General features: G+C 68.1%; 20 protein-coding genes and 1 tRNA gene. 12 read left to right on the forward strand and 9 right to left on the reverse strand.

Annotated elements, in window-relative coordinates:
* The first annotated feature begins 191 nt into the window (after window positions 1-191).
* The 3 genes from JWP28_RS04575 (at window position 192) to JWP28_RS04585 (ending at window position 3,394) form a co-directional block, all read left to right on the forward strand.
* Window positions 192-1,544 carry a tyrosine-type recombinase/integrase gene (locus JWP28_RS04575; RefSeq protein WP_299540473.1) on the forward strand — a complete coding sequence of 451 codons (1,353 nt, stop codon included), beginning with the start codon at window positions 192-194 and terminating at the stop codon, window positions 1,542-1,544.
* 129 nt (window positions 1,545-1,673) lie between these two features.
* Window positions 1,674-2,156 carry a PEPxxWA-CTERM sorting domain-containing protein gene (locus JWP28_RS04580; RefSeq protein WP_299540475.1) on the forward strand — a complete coding sequence of 161 codons (483 nt, stop codon included), beginning with the start codon at window positions 1,674-1,676 and terminating at the stop codon, window positions 2,154-2,156.
* A gap of 278 nt (window positions 2,157-2,434) precedes the next feature.
* On the forward strand, window positions 2,435-3,394 hold the full coding sequence (locus JWP28_RS04585) for a DUF2971 domain-containing protein (RefSeq protein WP_299540477.1): 960 nt from the start codon (window positions 2,435-2,437) through the stop codon (window positions 3,392-3,394).
* 531 nt (window positions 3,395-3,925) lie between these two features.
* On the opposite strand, the gene JWP28_RS04590 is transcribed toward JWP28_RS04585, so the two are convergent.
* Window positions 3,926-4,000: transfer RNA gene (locus JWP28_RS04590), tRNA-Gly, on the reverse strand.
* A gap of 89 nt (window positions 4,001-4,089) precedes the next feature.
* The gene (locus JWP28_RS04595) at window positions 4,090-4,833 is read right to left on the reverse strand and encodes a DUF6065 family protein (protein WP_299540480.1); all 744 of its coding nucleotides are present in this window, start codon (window positions 4,831-4,833) and stop codon (window positions 4,090-4,092) included.
* A 113-nt stretch (window positions 4,834-4,946) separates the two neighbouring features.
* Here JWP28_RS04595 and JWP28_RS04600 point away from each other — a divergent pair, with 113 nt between their 5' ends.
* The 5 genes from JWP28_RS04600 (at window position 4,947) to JWP28_RS04620 (ending at window position 7,861) form a co-directional block, all read left to right on the forward strand.
* Entirely contained in the window at window positions 4,947-5,468 is a 522-nt protein-coding gene (locus JWP28_RS04600) for a prolyl-tRNA synthetase associated domain-containing protein (protein ID WP_299540482.1), read from the forward strand.
* Window positions 5,469-5,537: 69 nt separating this feature from the next.
* Complete coding sequence (locus JWP28_RS04605) at window positions 5,538-6,443, forward strand: co-chaperone YbbN (protein WP_299540484.1); 906 nt, start codon at window positions 5,538-5,540, stop codon at window positions 6,441-6,443.
* 20 nt (window positions 6,444-6,463) lie between these two features.
* Window positions 6,464-7,126, forward strand: coding sequence for an LON peptidase substrate-binding domain-containing protein (locus JWP28_RS04610; RefSeq protein ID WP_299540487.1), 663 nt, complete (start codon window positions 6,464-6,466; stop codon window positions 7,124-7,126).
* A gap of 11 nt (window positions 7,127-7,137) precedes the next feature.
* Window positions 7,138-7,380 carry a Trm112 family protein gene (locus JWP28_RS04615; RefSeq protein WP_299540489.1) on the forward strand — a complete coding sequence of 81 codons (243 nt, stop codon included), beginning with the start codon at window positions 7,138-7,140 and terminating at the stop codon, window positions 7,378-7,380.
* Window positions 7,370-7,861 (forward strand): hypothetical protein, encoded by a 492-nt coding sequence (locus JWP28_RS04620; RefSeq protein ID WP_299540490.1) that lies wholly within the window; start codon window positions 7,370-7,372, stop codon window positions 7,859-7,861. Before JWP28_RS04615 ends, JWP28_RS04620 begins: the two co-directional genes overlap by 11 nt.
* A 902-nt stretch (window positions 7,862-8,763) precedes the next feature.
* Here JWP28_RS04620 and JWP28_RS04625 read toward each other — a convergent pair.
* Together JWP28_RS04625 and JWP28_RS04630 are read right to left on the reverse strand one after the other, a co-directional pair.
* A complete protein-coding gene (locus tag JWP28_RS04625; protein WP_299540493.1) occupies window positions 8,764-10,026 on the reverse strand; it encodes a UbiH/UbiF/VisC/COQ6 family ubiquinone biosynthesis hydroxylase in 1,263 nt (420 codons plus the stop codon).
* 3 nt (window positions 10,027-10,029) lie between these two features.
* On the reverse strand, window positions 10,030-10,845 hold the full coding sequence (locus JWP28_RS04630) for an enoyl-ACP reductase (protein ID WP_299540496.1): 816 nt from the start codon (window positions 10,843-10,845) through the stop codon (window positions 10,030-10,032).
* A 116-nt stretch (window positions 10,846-10,961) separates the two neighbouring features.
* On the opposite strand from JWP28_RS04630, the gene JWP28_RS04635 reads away from it, so the two are divergent.
* On the forward strand, window positions 10,962-12,740 hold the full coding sequence (locus JWP28_RS04635; protein ID WP_299540499.1) for a chloride channel protein: 1,779 nt from the start codon (window positions 10,962-10,964) through the stop codon (window positions 12,738-12,740).
* Here JWP28_RS04635 and fabB read toward each other — a convergent pair.
* The 3 genes from fabB to JWP28_RS04650 all read right to left on the reverse strand — a co-directional run bounded on the left by fabB (window position 12,737) and on the right by JWP28_RS04650 (window position 15,103).
* Entirely contained in the window at window positions 12,737-13,948 is a 1,212-nt protein-coding gene (fabB, locus tag JWP28_RS04640; protein WP_299540501.1) for a beta-ketoacyl-ACP synthase I, read from the reverse strand. The two genes, JWP28_RS04635 and fabB, sit on opposite strands and share 4 nt — an antisense overlap.
* A 24-nt stretch (window positions 13,949-13,972) precedes the next feature.
* Complete coding sequence (gene fabA, locus JWP28_RS04645; RefSeq protein ID WP_299540503.1) at window positions 13,973-14,488, reverse strand: 3-hydroxyacyl-[acyl-carrier-protein] dehydratase FabA; 516 nt, start codon at window positions 14,486-14,488, stop codon at window positions 13,973-13,975.
* 93 nt (window positions 14,489-14,581) lie between these two features.
* Entirely contained in the window at window positions 14,582-15,103 is a 522-nt protein-coding gene (locus tag JWP28_RS04650; protein WP_299540505.1) for an SH3 domain-containing protein, read from the reverse strand.
* Between the two features lie 145 nt (window positions 15,104-15,248).
* On the opposite strand from JWP28_RS04650, the gene JWP28_RS04655 reads away from it, so the two are divergent.
* On the forward strand, window positions 15,249-16,235 hold the full coding sequence (locus JWP28_RS04655) for a D-glycerate dehydrogenase (RefSeq protein WP_299540507.1): 987 nt from the start codon (window positions 15,249-15,251) through the stop codon (window positions 16,233-16,235).
* Between the two features lie 77 nt (window positions 16,236-16,312).
* Here JWP28_RS04655 and moeB read toward each other — a convergent pair whose 3' ends face one another.
* Both moeB and JWP28_RS04665 read right to left on the reverse strand, forming a co-directional pair.
* Window positions 16,313-17,116 carry a molybdopterin-synthase adenylyltransferase MoeB gene (gene moeB, locus JWP28_RS04660; protein ID WP_299540509.1) on the reverse strand — a complete coding sequence of 268 codons (804 nt, stop codon included), beginning with the start codon at window positions 17,114-17,116 and terminating at the stop codon, window positions 16,313-16,315.
* 46 nt (window positions 17,117-17,162) lie between these two features.
* A complete protein-coding gene (locus JWP28_RS04665; RefSeq protein ID WP_299540511.1) occupies window positions 17,163-17,693 on the reverse strand; it encodes a DUF2244 domain-containing protein in 531 nt (176 codons plus the stop codon).
* Between the two features lie 12 nt (window positions 17,694-17,705).
* On the opposite strand from JWP28_RS04665, the gene nth reads away from it, so the two are divergent.
* Both nth and JWP28_RS04675 read left to right on the forward strand, forming a co-directional pair.
* Entirely contained in the window at window positions 17,706-18,401 is a 696-nt protein-coding gene (nth, locus tag JWP28_RS04670; RefSeq protein ID WP_299540513.1) for an endonuclease III, read from the forward strand.
* Between the two features lie 103 nt (window positions 18,402-18,504).
* A partial coding sequence (locus tag JWP28_RS04675; protein WP_299540515.1) for an adenosine kinase occupies window positions 18,505-19,363 on the forward strand: 859 nt, incomplete at its 3' end.

Consider the following 19,363-nt stretch of genomic DNA (forward strand, 5'->3'; position numbering starts at 1 on the left):
GAGATTCGAACTCTCGACCCCAACCTTGGCAAGGTTGCTCACAGGCTTCCACGGCTTTCCACCGGCGGCGCCTCTTAACATAAGTTACCGTAATGTTTAGTGAATTCTTGCATCGCTAGCTTGTGCGGAAAGGGGTGGAAGCGCTATCGGTGGTGACCCGGTGGTGACCGGACTGGAAAACCGAGGCGCTAATGAAAGAGCGAATCAGCAAAGCAGTCGCGGACTCAGCCGAGCCAGCCGACGCCCGATATACGATCTGGGACGACGAACTTCCAGGCTTCGGGCTCCGCATCGAGCGCACCGGCGCCAAGACCTTCGTCGTGAAATATCGGGGTGGCGGAGGGGGCCGAAATGCGCCGCAACGGCTGATGTCGCTTGGGCGTCATCCGACTGTGAAGGTGGCCGAAGCGCGACGGAAGGCGGCGAAGGTGTTGGCGGCTGCGTCGCTCGGCCATGACCCGGCCGGTGAGCTAGCGGAGAAGCGCCGGCAGATGACCGTGGCCGCGCTCGTCGACCTCTACGAGGAAGACGGCCTTGTCGTTCAGCGGGGCGCAAAGATCGGCAGCCCCATGAAGCCGCTTACTGCCAAGTACACAATGGCCCGCCTTCGCCATCACGTGGTTCCGCTGTTGGGCTCGCGCCGTGTCGCAGAGCTGACCGAGGGGGACATAGAGGCGTTCGTTCGCGCCGTAGCGAAGGGCAAGACCGCAAAGGACGAGAAAACCGGACCTCGGAAGCGCATCATCGTTCGCGGCGGCGAGGGCGCGGCGCGAAAGGTCGTCAGGGACCTCTCGGCGGTACTCTCGTTCGCCCAACGCCGCCGGATCATCTCAGATAACCCGGTGGCCACTGCCTCTGTGAGGAAGACAGACGGGCGCCGCGAGCGCTTCCTGACCTTCGAGGAGGTCAAGCGGCTCGGGAAGGCTTTGGATGAACTTGAGACCGCCGGCGCCCGCGGCCCCGACAAACGCGGCAACCGGCTCGAACCGGCCAATCGCAAGGCGCTCAATATCACCCGCCTGTGGGCGCTGACTGGCTGTCGCCGCAACGAGATCGCGGCCCTTGAGTGGAGTTCAGTGGACCTGGGGCGGGGTCTTCTGATCTTCGACGAGTCGAAGACGGGCCGCTCCATCCGACCGCTTGCAGCGCCCGCCGCGGCGCTCTTGGAGGTCATACGGGAGGCCGCCGTGCCTGGCGCGGCCTACGTCTTCCCTGCCGAGCGGGGGGATGGCCATTACACGGGCACGAAACGCGTATGGCCGGAGGCGGTGAAGCGCGCGGGGCTGCCAGGCGTAAGCCCGCACACGCTGCGCCATACGCTCGGCGCCGCTGCCGCGTCCGGTGGTGAGGGGTTGCTGTTGGTGGGCGCGATCCTCGGGCATGCCAACGCGCGCAGCTCGCAGATTTACGCCCACGTCGATAGGGACCCCGCCAGGCTGGCGGCTGATCGGGCCACGGCTGGGATTGCGGCTGCGCTAGGCCGGCCGACTGCCAGCGCCAACGATACGCATCCGGTGCCGCAGGCCGCGAACGACGCAGCCTGACAGCGCTACATCAACCAGTTGATTGAGACCGGCCCTTACCAGCCCCGCAAGCCACTGCGGTTCATCCGGCAGGTGGAGAGGCCGAGGTGGCTGTGACGGTCTCAGCTAGTGAGCGTAAAAGCTGAAGTCGTGATCGATGAACAGGATGAAGAACCGCTCATCCTGTTTGGCCCCGACGATGCGGCCTCCCTTGGCACCTCCGAAACGGAAGACCTCTTCGCTTCCGGGGACAGCTACGGCCCTTACGTTGGCGCAGTGTTCGCACCCATCCAGGCCGCGCCTTTTGTGGCGGGCTTGCCCTTTGATGGCGATCCGTGCGTCGGCCTTCCGTCGACATCCGGGGCGACCTGCGACGGGTATTTTCAGGGGCCGACAATCGGCGGTCAGTCCGACCTGCTAAACTTCAAACCATCGCATCTGACGATCTCGGTCGACGGAACTCTGCCAGACGAGTTGCTGTCCATTCCTGAGCCCTCGACTTGGACGATGATGTTGGCCGGGTTCTTTGGTGTGGGAACGGCTCTGCGCCGCCGGTTCGGCCTTGGTGCGGGGGGCGGGAGGCGCGCCCGTCACGGGAAAAACAGGTCAACCCGCAATCTCATCCCCGCCTAGGACTTGGGGGCCACGATTTCCCTGGGGCTGCAAACCGGGCGCCAGGGTGATTGCGGGCGTTCGTTATGAAGCCCGCCGGAATTAACCTCCACTGCCCCCGGCGGGGAAATCTATCCGTCTGGCGGCTGGGACTGGGTAAGGAGAGCTAGCGGGAAGAGTCGCCCCAGCGGGATGCCCCTTGGGAGCCGGAGATGCGCCCCTCTATGCTGGCGGCCGATGATCGAGGGCCACGGGGGTCCGTTTAGGTGGGGGACGAGAAAATGACCTGGCGAGAGGGGATGGCGCCTGACGATCTTCAGGCGTTCACGCTTTTCCACCCCTATGCGGCCGAGCGGCTGGACGACGCTGAGCGGGAACGGCGCCGCTTCGTCCATTACACGTCAGCCGACGTCGCAATGAGCATCATCAAGAACCGATCGGTTTGGATGCGCAACGCGATGACCATGAATGATTTCTCCGAAATCCAGCACGGCTTCAAGTGCTTGGCCTACGCATGGGGTCAGGACGAAGGTGGGAAACAGATCAAGGGTCTCTTGGATGAGGTACAGCCCGGCCTTGCGCAAGTACTAGAAAATCAGTTCGACGGCTGGCTTCCAAACTTCCAGGCCCGCACGTACGTGACTTGCATATCGGAACACCGCGATGAGGAGAACGAACACGGGCGCCTTTCGATGTGGCGAGCATACGGTGGCACATCCGGGGTCGCTCTAGTAATCAACTCCGGCCCATTTATGAGCAACAACGACAAGTCAGCGGCCTATTCGAGCCCCGTTGCCTACCTCTCGCCGGAGAGCTTTGCGGCTCAGATGCGCCAAATCGCCGAGACGATGGCGGCGTCCCGCCCGTTGCTGGCCCGGTTGGGGGCAACTGCGCTCCAAGGCCATGTTTTCTCGATGTTGACGACCGCCATGGTTTGCACAAAGCACCCCGGCTTCGGCGAAGAGTTGGAATGGCGGGTCGTCTACAATCCTGACCTCAGCCGGTCGGCCGCGATCGTGGAAGCTGTGGAGACCGTACGCGGCGTTCCGCAGATCGTGCAAAAGCTTCCTCTCGTGAACGACCCTGATAACGGACTTGAGGGCGCCGCCCTGCCCGACCTTTTGGAAAAAGTGATCATCGGGCCGACTGACCATCAAACCTCGCTCCGTCATGCGTTCGTCGCCTTGTTGCAGGAAGCAGGCGTCCCCAATGCGCACGAACGCATCACAATCTCAGGGATACCGCTTCGACACAGCTAGGTCCGCGGTAAGCTCGACGCCGGTGGCGTAGGGGCAGTAGGGGGTAAAACTGAAAACGGTAATTCTGATCACAATTCTTGCGACGCTGAGTCTGTTCGGCTGCCAGAAGTCGCCTCCAGCCCCAACTCAAGCACCATCACCGGCCGCGGTGCCGAAGACTGTGGAACCAGGGTCACTGGCCGCAGACCCCGGCCTGCAAATGTATCGGGGCCTGGCGCACCTACGGCAGGCCGAGGACAAGTGGATGGAGCTCAACGAGGCTTGTAGAGGCGGATCGGGCGACGATGCGAAGACCTTGGCCGCATGCGACGCGCGCGAGAAATTGGGCGCGGACCTCAAGGAAGTGGGCTTCTGCTACGGGGAGCACCCGGAGAAAGCGCAAGACCACATCATTCCTTCCGGGTGGGAAGCCTGCGCTAGCTAACCGCTACGCTTTTTTGCAGCGGTGGTGACCGGGTGATGACCGAGCAAATTGCAACGCGCCCCGCCGGCTATCTGCCGGCGGTATGTCGTTGTTTTATCGCGGAAATTTGGAGCGGGCGAAGAGATTCGAACTCTCGACCCCAACCTTGGCAAGGTTGTGCTCTACCACTGAGCTACGCCCGCGCTCCTCGAGGTCTTGCGCCCCGAAAAATCGAGAGGCGGCTTATGGCAGACACCCCCCCGCTTTGCAAGACGACCTTTGGCAACCCGCCCTAACGTCCGAACCTCGGCTCCTTCAGCCGGCGCTTGTTGACGTGGTCCTCGCGGGCGGGCGCGACCTCTTCGGGGTATTCACCCTTGAAGTAGTAGCGCTGCCAGGCCTCCTTGGTGGCCTCCGGGTCCTGGCGGAAGATCCGCTGGTTGAACTCGGATCGGTGCTTTTCCCACACGTCGTACTGGTGGCGCAGCTCCGGGTTGGAATCCATGCGCCGGATCACCGGCTGGATCTCGTGCAGCGGCTTGTCCTGCAGGAGCGTGATGAAGCAGAACGGCTCGCCCTTCTCGAAGCGCACCTTGCCCGGCCGGGTGAACAGCCAGTTCATGGTGAAGGGGAACGGCAGCCAGTCGGTTTCCACCACGCCGGCCAGCGCCTGGATGCCGTCCTTGACGTGGTTGGGCGAGCCCATGGCCATCATCGACCATCCGGGCGGCGTGCGGAACAGGTAGCCCGGATGCATGGTCAGGACGCCGTGGCTGAAGTGGCTGGACGCCAGGCGGTGGAAATCCGGGCTCGGGTAGTCGGGCCGCAGCGTGATGTCCTCCTGCCGGATGCCGCCATTCCATTCCGCCGTGAAGGCCACCGGGCAGAGGATCTCCCAGCCCGAGGTGTTGGCCATGTTCAGCGGCAGGCAGCGGTAGGCGTGGCGGGCGTGGAAGGCGTCCATCCAGGCGCGGCTCTGGCGGCCCGGCACGATCTCCGGCGGGCGCTCGGTGGTGGGATAGCACTCCAGTTCCATGGGCTCTCTCAGGCGCGGTCTCTTGCTGGGCGTCGGGTCCCACGACCCTAAAGCAGCGGGTCGCCTTCGCGTCCAGTTCCGCTATGACCCCAAGTCCAGCTAAGGGGGAGCCGATGAAGACCCGCGCTGATCTCCTCGCCCTGCTGGACAGCCTGGGCGTCGAACACACGAGCCACGAGCATCCCGCCGTCTTCCGGGTCGGCGAGGGCGAGGAGGTCAAGGCCGCCATCCCCGGCGCCCACACCAAGAACCTGTTCCTGAAGGACGCCAAGGGGCAGCTGTGGCTGATCTCGGCGGCGGACCGGACGGTCATCGACCTGAAGCGACTGCACCAGGTGATCGGCTCGGCGCGGCTGTCGTTCGGTAGCGCAGAGCTCATGGAAGACGCCCTGGGCGTGACGCCAGGCTCGGTGACCGCCTTCGCCCTGATCAACGACCCTGCTCATCAGGTACGTTTCGTCCTGGATCGAACCTTGGCTGAGGCCGAACGGCTGAATTTCCACCCGCTCACCAACACGGCGACCACCGGGGTCAGCCAAACGGCCTTCCGGAAGTTCCTGGCGGCGATGGGCGTGACGCCGCTGGTGGTCGATTTCGCGGCCATGGCGGTCATCGAGAACGTAGACGAGCGTTGAAGCTGTCATCGCGCGGGACCATCTTGGCGGCCGAAGCGTTTTAGGAAAAACGAGCTAAGGAACCTGGCCATGAGCCTGATCGGGGAAACCACCGGCAAGCCGGCCGGCGAGATCATCAAGGACGCCACCGACGCCAGCTTCCTGGCCGACGTCGTCGAGGCCTCGCGGGACCAGCCGGTGATCGTCGACTTCTGGGCGACCTGGTGCGGCCCGTGCCGCCAGCTGGGTCCCGCCCTGGAGAAGGCCGTCACTGCCGCCAAAGGCGCGGTGAAGCTGGTCAAGGTCGATATCGACAAGAACCCGGCCTACGCCGGCCAGCTGCGCGTGCAGTCGATCCCGGCGGTGTTCGCCTTCGTCGACGGCAAGCCGGTGGACGGCTTCATGGGCGCGTTGCCGGACAGCCAGGTGAAGGCCTTCGTCGACAAGCTGGCCAAGGCCGGCAAACGCGGCGGCCCCTCGCCGCTCGACGAGGTGCTCGAACTGGCGCGGGAATCGCTCGAACTCGGCGACATGGGCGGCGCCGCCCAGGCCTACGCCCAGGTGCTGCAGGCCGACCCGGCCAACGCAAAGGCGCTGGGCGGGCTGGCGAGGGTCTACCTGGCCTCGGGCGACACCGAGCGGGCCCGCGAGGTCCTGGCCATGGCCCCGCCCGACGCCAAGGACCCCGACCTTGACAGCGTCCGCGCCGCGCTGACGCTGGCCGCCGAAGCGCCCTCCGAGACCGCCGCCTTCGAGGCCCGGCTGTCGAAGGACCCCGACGACCACGCGGCGCGCTTCGAGCTCGCCAAGGCGCTCGCCGGCGCCCATAAGCTCGAAAAGGCCGCCGATCAGTTGCTGACCATCATCGAGAAGGACCGCGGCTGGAACGAAGAGGCGGCGCGCAAGCAGCTGCTGACCGTCTTCGAGGCCGCCGGCCAGATGTCCGAGGTGGCCCGCAACGGACGGCGCCGCCTCTCCGCCATCCTCTTCAGTTGAACCGCCTGGAGGGACGCCTCATGTCGGCCTATCGACGCACCGCAGACCTGCCGCAGATGATTCCGGTCTTTCCGCTCGACGGGGCGCTGCTGCTGCCCGGCGGCGACCTGCCGCTGCAGATTTTCGAGCCGCGCTACCTCAACATGATCGACGACGTGATGGCCGGCGACCGGATCGTCGGCATGATCCAGACCCGCCCGGGCGGCGACCGCATGCGGCCCAGGCTCTCCGACGTGGGCTGTGCGGGCCGGGTCACCAGCTACGCCGAGACCTCCGACGGCCGCTATCTGATCACCCTCACCGGCGTCTGCCGCTTCGACGCCAGCGACGAGCTGATCGTCCACGCGCCCTACCGCCAGGTCCGCGCCCGTTACGACCGCTTCGAGGCCGACCTCTGCGAGCAGCACGAAGCCCTGGCGCCGCTGGCCGCCCGCAACCGTTTCGCCAAGGCGCTCAAGCGCTACCTGAACCGCCGCGAGCTCGACATCGACTGGGACACCGCCCAGGCCGCCCCGCTGGAGGCGCTGGTCACCAGCCTCGCCATGGGCCTGCCGTTCGAGCCGGCCGAGAAGCAGGCGCTGCTGGAAGCCCCAACGTTGTCCGGCCGCTTCGAGACGCTCTCGACCCTGCTGGAGATCGACGGCGTGGACGACGGCGATGACGAGGGCCATTCGTTGCAGTAGGACTGCCCGGCATGACTGAAGCCGCCGCCCCCATCGCCCCCGTGGCCGCAGAAGACGTCCCAAGCTTGCAGGGCGGGGACGTCGATCCTCGCCTGCTGGAGATCCTGGTCTGCCCGGTGACCCACGGGCCGCTGGAGTTCGACCGGGCCAAGGGCGAGCTGATCAGCCGCTCCGCCCGCCTCGCCTACCCGATCCGCGACGGGGTGCCGATCATGCTGCCCGAGGAGGCGCGCGAGCTCACCGATGCCGACTAGGCTTGGCGGCGGCCGCCGGGACTTCAGCGCCGTGCGCCGGTTCGGCATCGCCCATGTGATCGGCGCGGTCGTCGTGATCACCACGGGGATCGGCCTGGTCACCTTCGAGGCGGTCCGCAACCGCAACGCCAACATCGCCACCGCCAAGGCCTGGAACATCCAGGGCCCGCCCTGCCCCGCCCTCACCCAGGCCGAGTTCCAGGCCAAGCGCTACACGGCGCTGAAGACCTTCGACTACGACGGCATCGCCATCGGCCGCACCGCCGGCGACGCCAACTGCTCGGATATCAAGGAAGCCGGCGGCAGGGGCCTGGGAACCGACAAGGTCTGCCAGTTCACCAGCCCGGCGACCCTGACGGTCGTCTCGAAGGCCGGGTCATACTTCTTCGTCCCCGGCGCAGGGCAGCCCGCCAGCCTGATCATCCACCGCGACGTCCCCCGCTGCGTCATGGCGTCGAACTTCACATTGCAGACCGAGTAGTGCAACACCACCTCCTCTCCCCCGGCGAAGCCGAGAGGGGAGAGGGTAGGGAGAGGGGCGACGCCGAACGCCGTGATCCGCCGATGGTCCAGCCATGACGCACGGCGACGACGCCGATCCTCGTGTGACCATCGGGAGAGTCCGAGAGGCTCCAGCCGCCCCTCTCCCTACCCTCTCCCCTCTCGCTTCGCGGGGGGAGAGGAGTCGGGTCTCGCATGCCCCGTCTTCAGAATGGGAGCCCCTTAAACCTCATGGCGAGATTGCAGCTTGGGTTTGGGGGCTGGTCAAGGACGCTGCCCTGGGCAGCGCCGCCCCGCGGCGAGGGCTGCGCGCTCGTCCTTGAGCAGACCCGAAGCCCAAGCAAAGATGGCCGCCGTGGTTTTAAGGATCGGGGTGTTTGGCGGCGATGATCACTGGGCCATCAGCCGTTGTGCCCGGTTCGCCAGGCGGCCAGCAGCCCCGCGCCCGATACCGCCACCCATTAAACTCAATCGCGGCAGTGCAGCCTTCAAGGTTGCCGCCGCCCTGTTGCCACGTGGACAGGTCCCGCCATCCGTTGTGTCTGGTTCGCAGCACTCTGATTGGTAAGCGAGTGGCGGGAGTGTTTCCGATAACGGCGAAGCCGCGAGCTGTTTGCCTGACGACTAGGGTGCTGCAACCGCCCGTACCGCACCAACCACTGGCGGGGAAATACACAACGGCATCCCTCAAGCCGTCGCCATTCAGATCAATCCAGGCGACCTTGTAGTTAGCGCTCGCGACACTCTCATCCGTAATGCGGAGAAAGCGGCCGAGGGCGTGACGCATGCCACGATCTGCTCTGTCATCTTTGGCTGCGGCTGTATGCGTCGCTGTGAACAGCAGCATGAACGCGCCGGTGAGGACCTTGTGTCGAAGGGGCACTACAGCGCCTCACCCCTGAGCAGCCGCGGTAGATCCCCCACCGCCCCACCCGCCTCGGTCATGAAGAACCGTCGCGCCGGGCCGATACGGTTCACCGCGGCCATCCACGCTCCCCGCGCCAGCCGCAGCAACGGATTGTCGTTGGAGAACAGGCGGACGAAGGCGTCCATGCCGGCCGAGAGGGTGACGGTGTCGAACCTGCGCCAGGCGGCGTAGCGCTCCAGCACGGCCTCCGAGCCGATGTCCTCGCCTAGGCGCGAGGCCTCGACCAGCACCTGCGCCAGCGCCGCCGCGCCCTTCAGGCCGAGGTTCAGCCCCTGGCCGGCGATCGGGTGCACCCCATGCGCCGCGTCGCCCAGCAAGGCGGCGCGGGGGGCCACGAACCGCTCGGCGAGCTGCAGGCTGAGCGGATAGGTGAACACCGGCCCCTCGACGGTCGCCTCACCCAGGAAGTCGCCGAACCGGCGCTGCAGGTGGGCGTGGAACACCTCCGGGCGGGCGGCCTTCAGCGCCGCGCCCCGGCGGCTGCTCTCGGTCCAGACCAGGCTCGCCCGGTCGCCGGTCAGCGGCAGGATGGCGAACGGGCCGCCGGGCAGGAAGTATTCGTGCGCCACGCCCCCGTGCGGCCGCTCCAGGCGCACAGTCGCCACCACGCCGGTCTGCGGATAGTCCCAGCCGACCGCGCCGATCCCGGCCTCGGTGCGGATCACCGAGCCGCGGCCCTCGGCGCCCACGGCGACCGGCGCACGCAATTCCCGCCCGTCGGCCAGCCTCACCACCGCCTCGCGCGGCCCGAACGTGGCGCGCGCCACCTTCGCCGGGGCCAGCACTTCGATGCCGGCGTCCATCACGGCTCCCGCGAGCGCGGCGCGGATGTGGCGGTTCTCCAGCAGGTAGCCCAGCGGCTCGCCGTCGGATGAGTCGGCGATCTCGGCCGAATCGAAGCGCAGGAAGAAGGGGCTGGGGCCATGCGCCGCCGCGCCGGGCGTCTGGCCGTCGGTGACCAGGATCTGCTCGATCCGCTGGGCGTACGGCTCCAGCGCCGCGCCGACCCCCAGCGCGCGCCACTGGCGGAAGGCCGCGTAGGCGATGGCCGAGGCGCGTCCATCGAAGGTCGGCGCAACTTGTGCATCGAACACCACCGGGTCGATCAACACCGGCTTGAGGCCCGCCTGGTTCAGCGCCAGCGCCAGCGTCGCGCCCGCGATGCCGGCCCCGGCGATGATCACGTCGACATCCTCAGGCGCGCCGGCGTTCGCCATGCCTCAGCCCTCCGCTTCGTCCTCGACGAAGCCCATGATGTGGAAGCCGGCGTCCACGTGGATCAGCTCGCCGGTGGTCGACCGTCCGAGGTCGGAGAGCAGCCAGAGCGCCGCGCCGGCCACGCCCTCCATGGAGGTGTTTTCCTGCATCGCCGAGAGGGAGCGGCCCTTGGCCAGCATCGCCCGGCCGCCCTGGATGCCGGCCAGCGACAGCGTCCGCATGGCCCCGGGCGAAAGCGCGTTCACCCGGATGCCCTTGGGCCCCAGGTCGCGGGCGGCGTAGCGGGCGGCGGCCTCCAGCCCGGCCTTGGCGACGCCCATGGTGTTGTAGTTCGGGATCGCCCGCTCCGAGCCCATGTAGGTCAGGGTGACGATGGACCCGCCGTTCGGCATCAGGGCCGCGGCGCGCCGGCAGCAGTCGGCGAAGCTATAGACCGAGATTTCCATCGCCTGCAGGAAGCCGGCGCGGTTGGCGTTCTCCACGAACGAGCCGCTGATCTGGTCCTTCGGGGCGAAGGCGATGGCGTGCACGAAGAAGTCGATGGTCCCGAAGGCCTTCTCGACCGTGGCGAAGCCCGCATCCATCGAGGCGTCGTCGGTGACGTCGACGGGCGCCAGCACCTTCACCCCGATGCTCTCGGCCAGCGGCTGCACGCGCCGCTGCATGCCGGGCAGGTGCAGGAAGGCCATCTCCGCGCCCTGGGCGGCCAGCTGGCTGGCGATCCCCCAGGCGATCGACTGGTGGTTGGCGACGCCGGTGACGATCCCGCGCTTGCCGCGCATGAGCTCACCCTTGGGCATCTGGTACTCGTCTGCCACGTGGCGTCTCCCGTCGTTTCCCTCCACGGTTTGTGGCCGGGCCCCGCCGGTTAGGCAAGCGGCCATCGCCCCTTCAATTTTGGCGCTCGGACGCTCATAGGGGGCCTGGAACCCTGATGATCGACGTCCCTTTCCTGTCGCCGCCGCGCAGGTGGCCGGCCCGCTTGCTGGGCGCCCTCCGCCGGCGCGTGCGGACCAGCGAGCTGTGGCTGATCATGCTCTCGGTGGGCGTCGGCGCGGCGGCCGGGCTGCTGGCCGTCTTCCAGAGCCGCATCGCACACGCGCTGCAGCAGGTGCTCTACGGGATCGGCGAGGCCGACCATCTGAGCGCGGTCGCGCGGATCGACCCCCTGCAGGCCTTGTGGCTGCCGGTGGGCGGCCTCGCGCTGGGGCTGTTCACATGGGCGGTCAGCCGCCGGCGCTCCACCCCCCTGGTGGACGTGGTCGAGGCGAACGCGTTGCACGGCGGCGTGCTCGGTCTCGCCGACAGCCTGATCGTCTGCGTCCAGACCGTGCTCTCCAACGGGGTCGGCGCCTCGGTTGGGCTGGAAGCGGCCTACGCCCAGGCCGGCGGGGGCGTGGCCTCCTTCGCCGGCAGCCGCCTCAAGCTCCGTCGCCACGACCTGCGCATCCTGGTGGGCGCGGGCGCCGGCGCGGCGATCGGGGCGGCGTTCGGGGCGCCCCTCACCGGCGCCTTCTATGCGTTCGAGATCGTTATCGGCTCCTACACGCCCTCCGCCATCGCCCCTGTCGCGGCGGCGTGCCTGGCGGGAGTCTGGGCGGCCAAGGGGATGGGCGGCGTGCCCTACTCCATCGGGATCAAAGCCCAGCACGCGCCGGACGCGGTCGGCTACCTGCTCTATGCGGGCCTTGGGCTGATCTGCGCCCTGGTCGGCGTGGCGATCATGCAGCTCGTGGCGGTCGTGGACCGCACGGTCCGGCGCTCGCCGATCCCGACGCCGCTGCGGCCCGCGCTCGGCGGCGTGCTGCTCGGCGGTCTGGCGATCATCTCGCCGCAGACCTTGTCGGCCGGACACGGCGCCCTGCACCTCGATCTGGCGGTGGGCATGCCGCTGACGATCCTGGGTGTTGTATTCCTCATGAAGACCGCGGCCTCGGTGGTGTCGCTGGGCTTCGGGTTCCGCGGCGGCCTGTTCTTCGCCTCCCTGTTCCTCGGGTCGCTGCTCGGCCAGGTGTACGCGGGCCTCGCCGACCTCACGCCGCTGACCGAAAGGCTGACGCCGGAGAACGCCGCCCTGGTGGGCATGGGCGCGCTCGCGGTCTCGATCGTCGGCGGCCCGCTGACCATGTCCTTCCTGGTGCTGGAGACCACCGGCGACTTTGGCGTCGCCGCCGCAACGCTTGCGGCGGCCCTGATCGCCTCGACCGTGGTGCGGGAGCGCTTCGGCTACAGCTTCTCGACCTGGCGGCTGCACCTGCGCGGCGAAACCATCCGCAGCGCCCGCGACGTCGGCTGGGTGCGCAGCCTCACCGCCGGGCGGATGATGCGGCCCGACCCGCAGACCGTGCCGGCCACCACCACGGTCGAGGCGTTCCGCCAGCGGTTCCCGCTGGGCTCGGCCTCGCGGGTGCTGCTGCTGGACGACACCGGCCGTTATGCGGGCGTCCTGATCACCGCCGACGCCTATGCGGAGAACGTCAATCCGCAGGCCGCCGTCGCGGCCTTGGCGATCAGCAAGGACCTGGCGCTATCGCCCGAGATGAACATCAAGGCGGTGATGCGGCTCTTCGAGTCCAGCGGCACGGACGAGCTGGCGGTGGTCGACGAGGAGCGCCGCGTGCTGGGCCTGCTGGCCGAGGCCTATGTCGTGCGCCGCTACGCCACCGAACTCGAGCGCCAGCAGCTCGACCTCTACGGCGAAGCCAAGCCTTAGACCTTCGCCATCACCAGACAGCCGTTGGTCCCGCCGAAGCCGAAGCTGTTGGACATCACCGTCTCCAGCGGCCGGTCGGCGCGCTCCAGGAGGATCGGCAGGTCGGTGAAGGCGGGGTCTAGGTTTTCGATGTTGGCGCTCTTGGCCGCAAAGCCGTTGTTCAGCATCAGCAGGCAGTAGATCGCCTCCTGCGCGCCGGCCGCGCCCAGGCTGTGGCCGGTCAGCGACTTGGTGGAGGAGATCAGCGGCGGCTTGGCGCCGAACACCGCGCGCACCGCCTCCATCTCCTTGAGGTCCCCCACCGGCGTGGAGGTGCCGTGCGGGTTCAGGTAGTCGATGGTCCGGCCGCCGATGGTGGACATGGCGAGCTTCATGCACCGCGCCGCGCCCTCGCCGGAGGGGGCCACCATGTCGAAGCCGTCGGAGTTGGCGGCGTAGCCCACGATCTCGCCGTAGATCTTCGCGCCGCGGGCCTTGGCGCGCTCGTACTCTTCCAGCACCACCACCGCCCCGCCGCCGGCGATGACGAAGCCGTCGCGGTCCTTGTCATAGGCGCGGCTGGCGACGGCCGGCCTGTCGTTGAAGTTCGAGCTCATGGCGCCCATGGCGTCGAACAGCACCGAGAGCGTCCAGTCCAGCTCCTCGACCCCGCCGGCGAAGACGACGTCCTGCTTGCCCATCAGGATCTGCTCGTAGCCGACCCCGATGCAGTGGGCGGAGGTGGCGCAGGCGGACGAGATCGAGAAGTTCAGCCCCTTGATCTTGAACCAGGTGGCCAGGGTCGCCGAAGGGCCCGAGCTCATCGCCTTGGGCACCGCGAAGGGGCCGACGCGCTTGGGGCCCTTGGTGCGGGCGGTCTCGGCGGCCTCGACGATGGTGCGCGTCGAGGCGCCGCCGGAGCCTACGATCAGGCCGGTCTGCTCGTGCGAGACCTCGGCCGCCTCCAGGCCGGAATCGGCGATCGCCTGCTCCATGGCGATGTGGCCGAAGGCCGTCCCCTGGGCGAGGAACCGCGCGGCCCGGCGGTCGATCATGGATTCCCAGTCGATCTGCGGCGGGGCGTGCACCTGGCAGCGGAACCCGAGTTCGGCGTACTCCGGCGCCGCCACGACGCCCGACTTCGCCTCGCGCAAGGAGGCGAGCACCTCGTTGGCGTTGTTCCCGATCGATGAAACGATGCCCATCCCGGTGACGACGACGCGGCGCATGGTTTCTTCCCGAATCCCCCGGCTCTACGGCCGCTGATAAAGGCCGACCCGAAGGTCGGCCGCCCAATAGATGGGCGTTCCGTCGGCTTCCAACACCCCGTCGCCGATCCCCATGACCAGGCGCCGGTTGATGACCCGCTTCATATCCACCTTGTAGGTGACCTTTTTGATAGCGGGCGTCACCTCGCCCCCGAACTTCACCTCGCTGCAGCCGAGCGCCCGGCCGCGGCCCTTGCCGCCGATCCAGCCCAGGTAGAAGCCGACCAGCTGCCAGAGCGCGTCGAGGCCGAGGCTGCCCGGCATGACCGGGTCGCCGATGAAGTGGCAGGCGAAGAACCAGAGGCTCGGATCGATGTCGAACTCGGCCTCGATGTAGCCCTTGCCGTGGGCGCCGCCGTCGTCGCTGATCTTGGTGATGCGGTCGAACAGCAGCATCGGCGGCGACGGCAGCTGGGCGTTGCCCGGCCCGTACATCTCGCCGCGCGCGCAGGTCATGAGCTCGTCGAAGCTGTAGTGATCCTTGGCCTTGGCGTCGATCATCTGCCGTTCCGTATCCTTTAGGGGTCTGAGGCCCTAGCAGAGCCGACCCCGGCGCTCAATGCCAGGCTCGTGGGGCAGGCTCGTGGGGCGGGCTCACGAGCCCGGCTGGCGACACTGCGGACCGTCCGTGGTGCCCCAGAGCGCGCCTTCGCGCACCCAACCGGAAGCGTGGTCGGCCCGCACCCGGCACCAGCCCTTGCGGCAGCGGTCCAACGCGGCCAGCGAGCGGGGGTTCAAATAGGCCACGGGCCTGGCGCCGTCCTTGGGCTTCTGCAGCAGGGGCGCGGCGGCCTGGCTGGTGTTCATGGTCATCCGCCGCCCGTCGGTGACGCGCTTGTGCACCCAGGCGAGCGCGCCCTCGGGATCGCAGACGCGGCGCCACTCGGCGGTCTCCGCAATCACCTGCAGCGGCAGGCCTCGGACCGTGTAGACCCAGAGCAGCTTGTGGTCGTCGCCGGGGCCGGCGCGGGCGTTCACCTTGTCGAATTTCAGGGAGACGTAGCGTGGCACCGGCATGCCGGACGGCGTCTGCCGCTCGGCCGCCTGGGCGGCTGCGGCCAGGCCGAGCGCGGCCAGCAGGCCGAGCGCCGAGGCTTTCAGCAGCCGCGGTCGCATCCTCACCAATTCAATAGCCTCGCCTTGGCCGCCCATGACGCCTTTGCTAGAGGTGCTGAGAACACGACGCGCCGGGGAAGCGGCGCGGGTAACGCCCCCTTGTCACGTCGCCCCTTTTCGAGTCGACCCCAATCTCAAGTCACACATGGCAGCCCGCAAGCCGAAAGTCATCGTCACGCGAAAGCTCCCCGATCCGGTGGAGACGCGGATGCGTGAGCTGTTCGACACCGAGCTCAACCTGACTGACGCCCCGATGACCCGCGCGCAGCTCTCCGACGCGGTGGGGCGCGCCGACGTGCTGGCGCCGACCATCACCGACAAGATCGATGCGACCCTCCTGGAAAAGGCCGGGCCGAAGCTGAAGCTGATCGCCAGCTTCGGAGCCGGCGTCGATCACGTGGACGTCGCCGCGGCCAACGCCAGGGGGATCACCGTCACCAACACCCCGGGCGTGCTCACCGAGGACACCGCCGACCTGACCATGGCGCTGATCATGGCTGTCGCCCGCCGCATCGTGGAAGGCGCCAACGTCGCCCAGGCCGGCGGCTTCACCGGCTGGACGCCCACCTGGATGATGGGCCATCGGATCACCGGCAAGCGGCTGGGCATCATCGGCATGGGCCGCATCGGCCAGGCGGTAGCGCGGCGCGCGCGCGCCTTCGGCCTGCAGATCCACTACCACAATCGAAAGCCGGTCAGCCCGCGGATCGCCGAGGAGCTGGGGGCCACCTACTGGGAAAGCCTCGACCAGATGCTGGCGCGGATGGACATCGTCTCGGTCCACTCGCCGCACACGCCGGCCACCTATCACCTGCTCTCCGCGCGTCGGCTGAAGCTGCTGCAGCCCCACGCCATCCTGATCAACACCGCCCGCGGCGAGATCATCGACGAGACGGCGCTGACCGAGCTGCTGGCGCAGGGCGCGATCGGCGGGGCGGGCCTGGACGTCTTCGAGTTCGAGCCCCGGATCAACCCGAAGCTGCTCAAGCTCCCCAACGCCGTCCTGCTGCCGCACATGGGCTCGGCCACCATCGAGGGCCGCATCGACATGGGCGAGAAGGTGATCATCAACATCCGCACCTGGATGGACGGTCACAAGCCGCCGGACCGGGTGATCCCGTCGATGATGTGACTGTCTTCCCCCGGTACGGGGGAAGTGGCCCGACAGCCCCTTGGCTGGAGGGTCGATGGGGGAAGTCTTCCGGCGCCTTATACACCTCCTCCATTGTCGCCCGCCTTCGGCTTTGGCGACATTTCCCCAGTACCGGGGGAAGACATGTTCCCGCACACCGGGCAGTCCGGGTCCGCGCCCACCTTCACAGTCCGCGTCTCGCCCGACAGCGCGTCGTAGATCAGCAGCCGGCCCAGCAGCGGCTCGCCCGCGCCGGCGATCAGCTTGATCGCCTCCAGCGCCATCATCGAGCCGACGACGCCGGCCAGAGCGCCCACCACGCCCACCGCGACACAGGTCTCGGCGTCGGGCGGGATCTCGGGGACCAGGCAGCGGTAGCAGGGCTGGCGGCCGAACACCCCCACCTGGCCGGTCCAGCGGCCGATGGCGCCGGAGATCAGCGGCTTGCCATGCCGCACGCAGGCGGCGTTCACCTCATAGCGGACGGCGAAGTCGTCGGTGCCGTCGAGCACCATGTCGACGCCCTCCACCAGCTCGTCGGCGGTCGAGGCGTCGAAGGCGCCGTTGTAGCCGGCCACGAAAATGTGCGGATTGAGCGCCGCCAGCCGGTCGGCGGCGGTCTCGGCTTTGGAGCGGCCGACATCCTCCTCGGCGTAGAGGATCTGCCTTTGCAGGTTCGAGCGGTCGACGTCGTCCGGGTCGATCACGAAGAGGGCGCCCACGCCGGCGGCCGCCAGGTAGAGGGCCGCGGGCGAGCCCAGGCCGCCGGCGCCGACGACCAGCGCGCTCGCGGCCTTCAGCTTCTGCTGGCCGGGCCCGCCCACCTCGCGCAGCACCAGGTGGCGGGCGTAGCGTTCGATCTCGACGTCGGTGAACACCATGACAGCCATCTTGGCCGGAAGGCCCTGGCACGCAAGCCGTCGTGAATCATCCCCGTTCCTGCCGCGCCTCCCAGATCGCCTGCTGCAGGGCCTTGGCGAACTCGCCGCGTTCCCGGGGGCTGAGCGCTTGGGCGACGGCGACCTCGCGCCCGGAAATCGCCAGCCGCAGGCCGACGGTGCGCTCGTCCTCGGTCTCCACGGCGACGCGGGTGAAGGCCGTCGGGCTCTCCCAGACCACCCGGCTCCAGTTGGGCGCCTCGTGGGTGACCACCACGTCGCGAGCGGTGACCTGCACCCGCTCGACCCGCCGCGCGGCGCGGAAGCTCGCCATGAAGGCGACGATCACCGCCAGGACGTCGAGGGCCAGGAAGAACGGCACGAACAGCGCGCCCATGTAGATAAACACCGCCGCGGAACAGCAGTTCGCCAGCGTCACTACGCTGATCAGGATGATGAACCCCCGCTCGGAGAGCGAGCGGTGCGGGGTGATCACCGCATCCATGTAGGTCTGGCCGAGCATGAGGGCTGCGAAGATAGGCCCGGAAACCGCCTTGGCGGAAGGGGTCGGCGCAGCCATCTTGCGCCTCCCATGGCCAAGTCCCCCAAGCCCACGACCGCGCCGCCGCGCAAGAAGCGGCTCAGCCCTGCCGAGCAGGCCCGGATCGCCGAGATCTTCCGGCGGTTCGAGGAGCAGGAGAGCGATCCGCGCACCGAGCTCGATTACGAGAGCCCTTTCACCCTGCTGGTCGCCGTGGCGCTGTCGGCCCAGGCCACCGACGTCTCGGTGAACAAGGCGACGGACAAGCTGTTCAAGGTCGCCGACACGCCGCAGAAGATGCTGGCGCTGGGCGAGGCGGGCCTGAAGCCGTTCATCTCCTCGATCGGCCTCTACAACATGAAGGCCAAGAACGTCATCGCGCTGTCCCGCATCCTAGTGGAGCAGTATGGCGGCGAGGTTCCGCTGAACCGCGAGGCGCTGCAGGCCCTGCCGGGCGTCGGCCGCAAGACCGCCTCGGTGGTGCTGAACGAGCTGCGCGTCGAGCCCGCCATCGCCGTCGACACCCACGTCTTCCGCGTCGCCCACCGCCTGGGGCTCGCGACCGGCAAGACGCCGGACCAGGTGGAGGCCGAGCTGATGGCTATCGTTCCGGACCGCCTGAAGACCCGCGCCCACCACTGGCTGATCCTGCACGGCCGCTACGTCTGCCTGGCGCGGCGCCCCAAGTGCGAAGAGTGCATCGTCGCGGACCTCTGCCCGTCGAGGCATCTGTTCGTGGGGCGGTAGGGCTTCGCGTTTCATCCCTCTGCCGGTCACGGCCTGGCGCGTACGTTGCCGCCAAGCCCGATTTCCTCTAAGTCCCGCCCTCTCGTTCCCCGAAAGCTGAGCAATGCCAGACCTCTACGACGTCGCCGCGATCGGCAACGCCATCGTCGACGTGATCGCCCCGGCGACCGACGAATTCCTGGCGGCCAACGGCCTCGACAAGGGCGCGATGATGCTGGTCGATCCGGCGCAGTCGGCGGCGCTCTACGCCAAGATGGCGTCGGGCGTCGAGGCCTCCGGCGGCTCGGCCGCCAACACCATCGCAGGCGTGGCCAGCTTCGGCGGCAGGGGCGCCTACATGGGCAAGGTGGCCGACGACAAGCTGGGCGAGATCTTCGCCCACGACATGCGGGCCATCGGCGCGCGGTTCGAGAATGCGCCGCTGGTCGGCGGCCCGGGCACCGCGATCAGCATGATCAACGTCACCCCGGACGCCCAGCGCACCATGTGCACCTTCCTGGGCGCCTCGGTGGAGTTCTCCGACGCCGACGTGGACCCGGAGGTCGTCGAGGCGGCGAAGATCGTCTATCTCGAGGGCTACCTGTTCGACGCCGAGGCCGCGCGGCGCGCCTTCGCCAAGGCGGCCGGCCTGGCGCACGGGGCGGGGCGGATGATCGCGCTGACGCTGTCCGACGGCTTCGTGGTCGAGCGCCACCGCGCGGGACTGATGGGCTTCATCGAAAGTCAGGTCGACCTCCTGTTCGCCAACGAGAACGAGATCCTGGCGCTCTTCGAGACCGACAGCTTCGACGAGGCGGTGGAAGGCCTGCGCACCCGCGTGAAGCTGGCGGCCGTGACCCGCAGCGCCGCCGGTTCGGTGATCCTCAGCGCCGGCGAACGGCTGACGATCGAGGCCGAGCCGGTGGAGAAAATCGTGGACACGACCGGCGCCGGCGACCAATACGCAGCCGGATTCATGTTCG

Origin of the sequence: Phenylobacterium sp., assembly GCF_028290885.1 — a bacterium.
Taxonomy (GTDB): domain Bacteria; phylum Pseudomonadota; class Alphaproteobacteria; order Caulobacterales; family Caulobacteraceae; genus Phenylobacterium.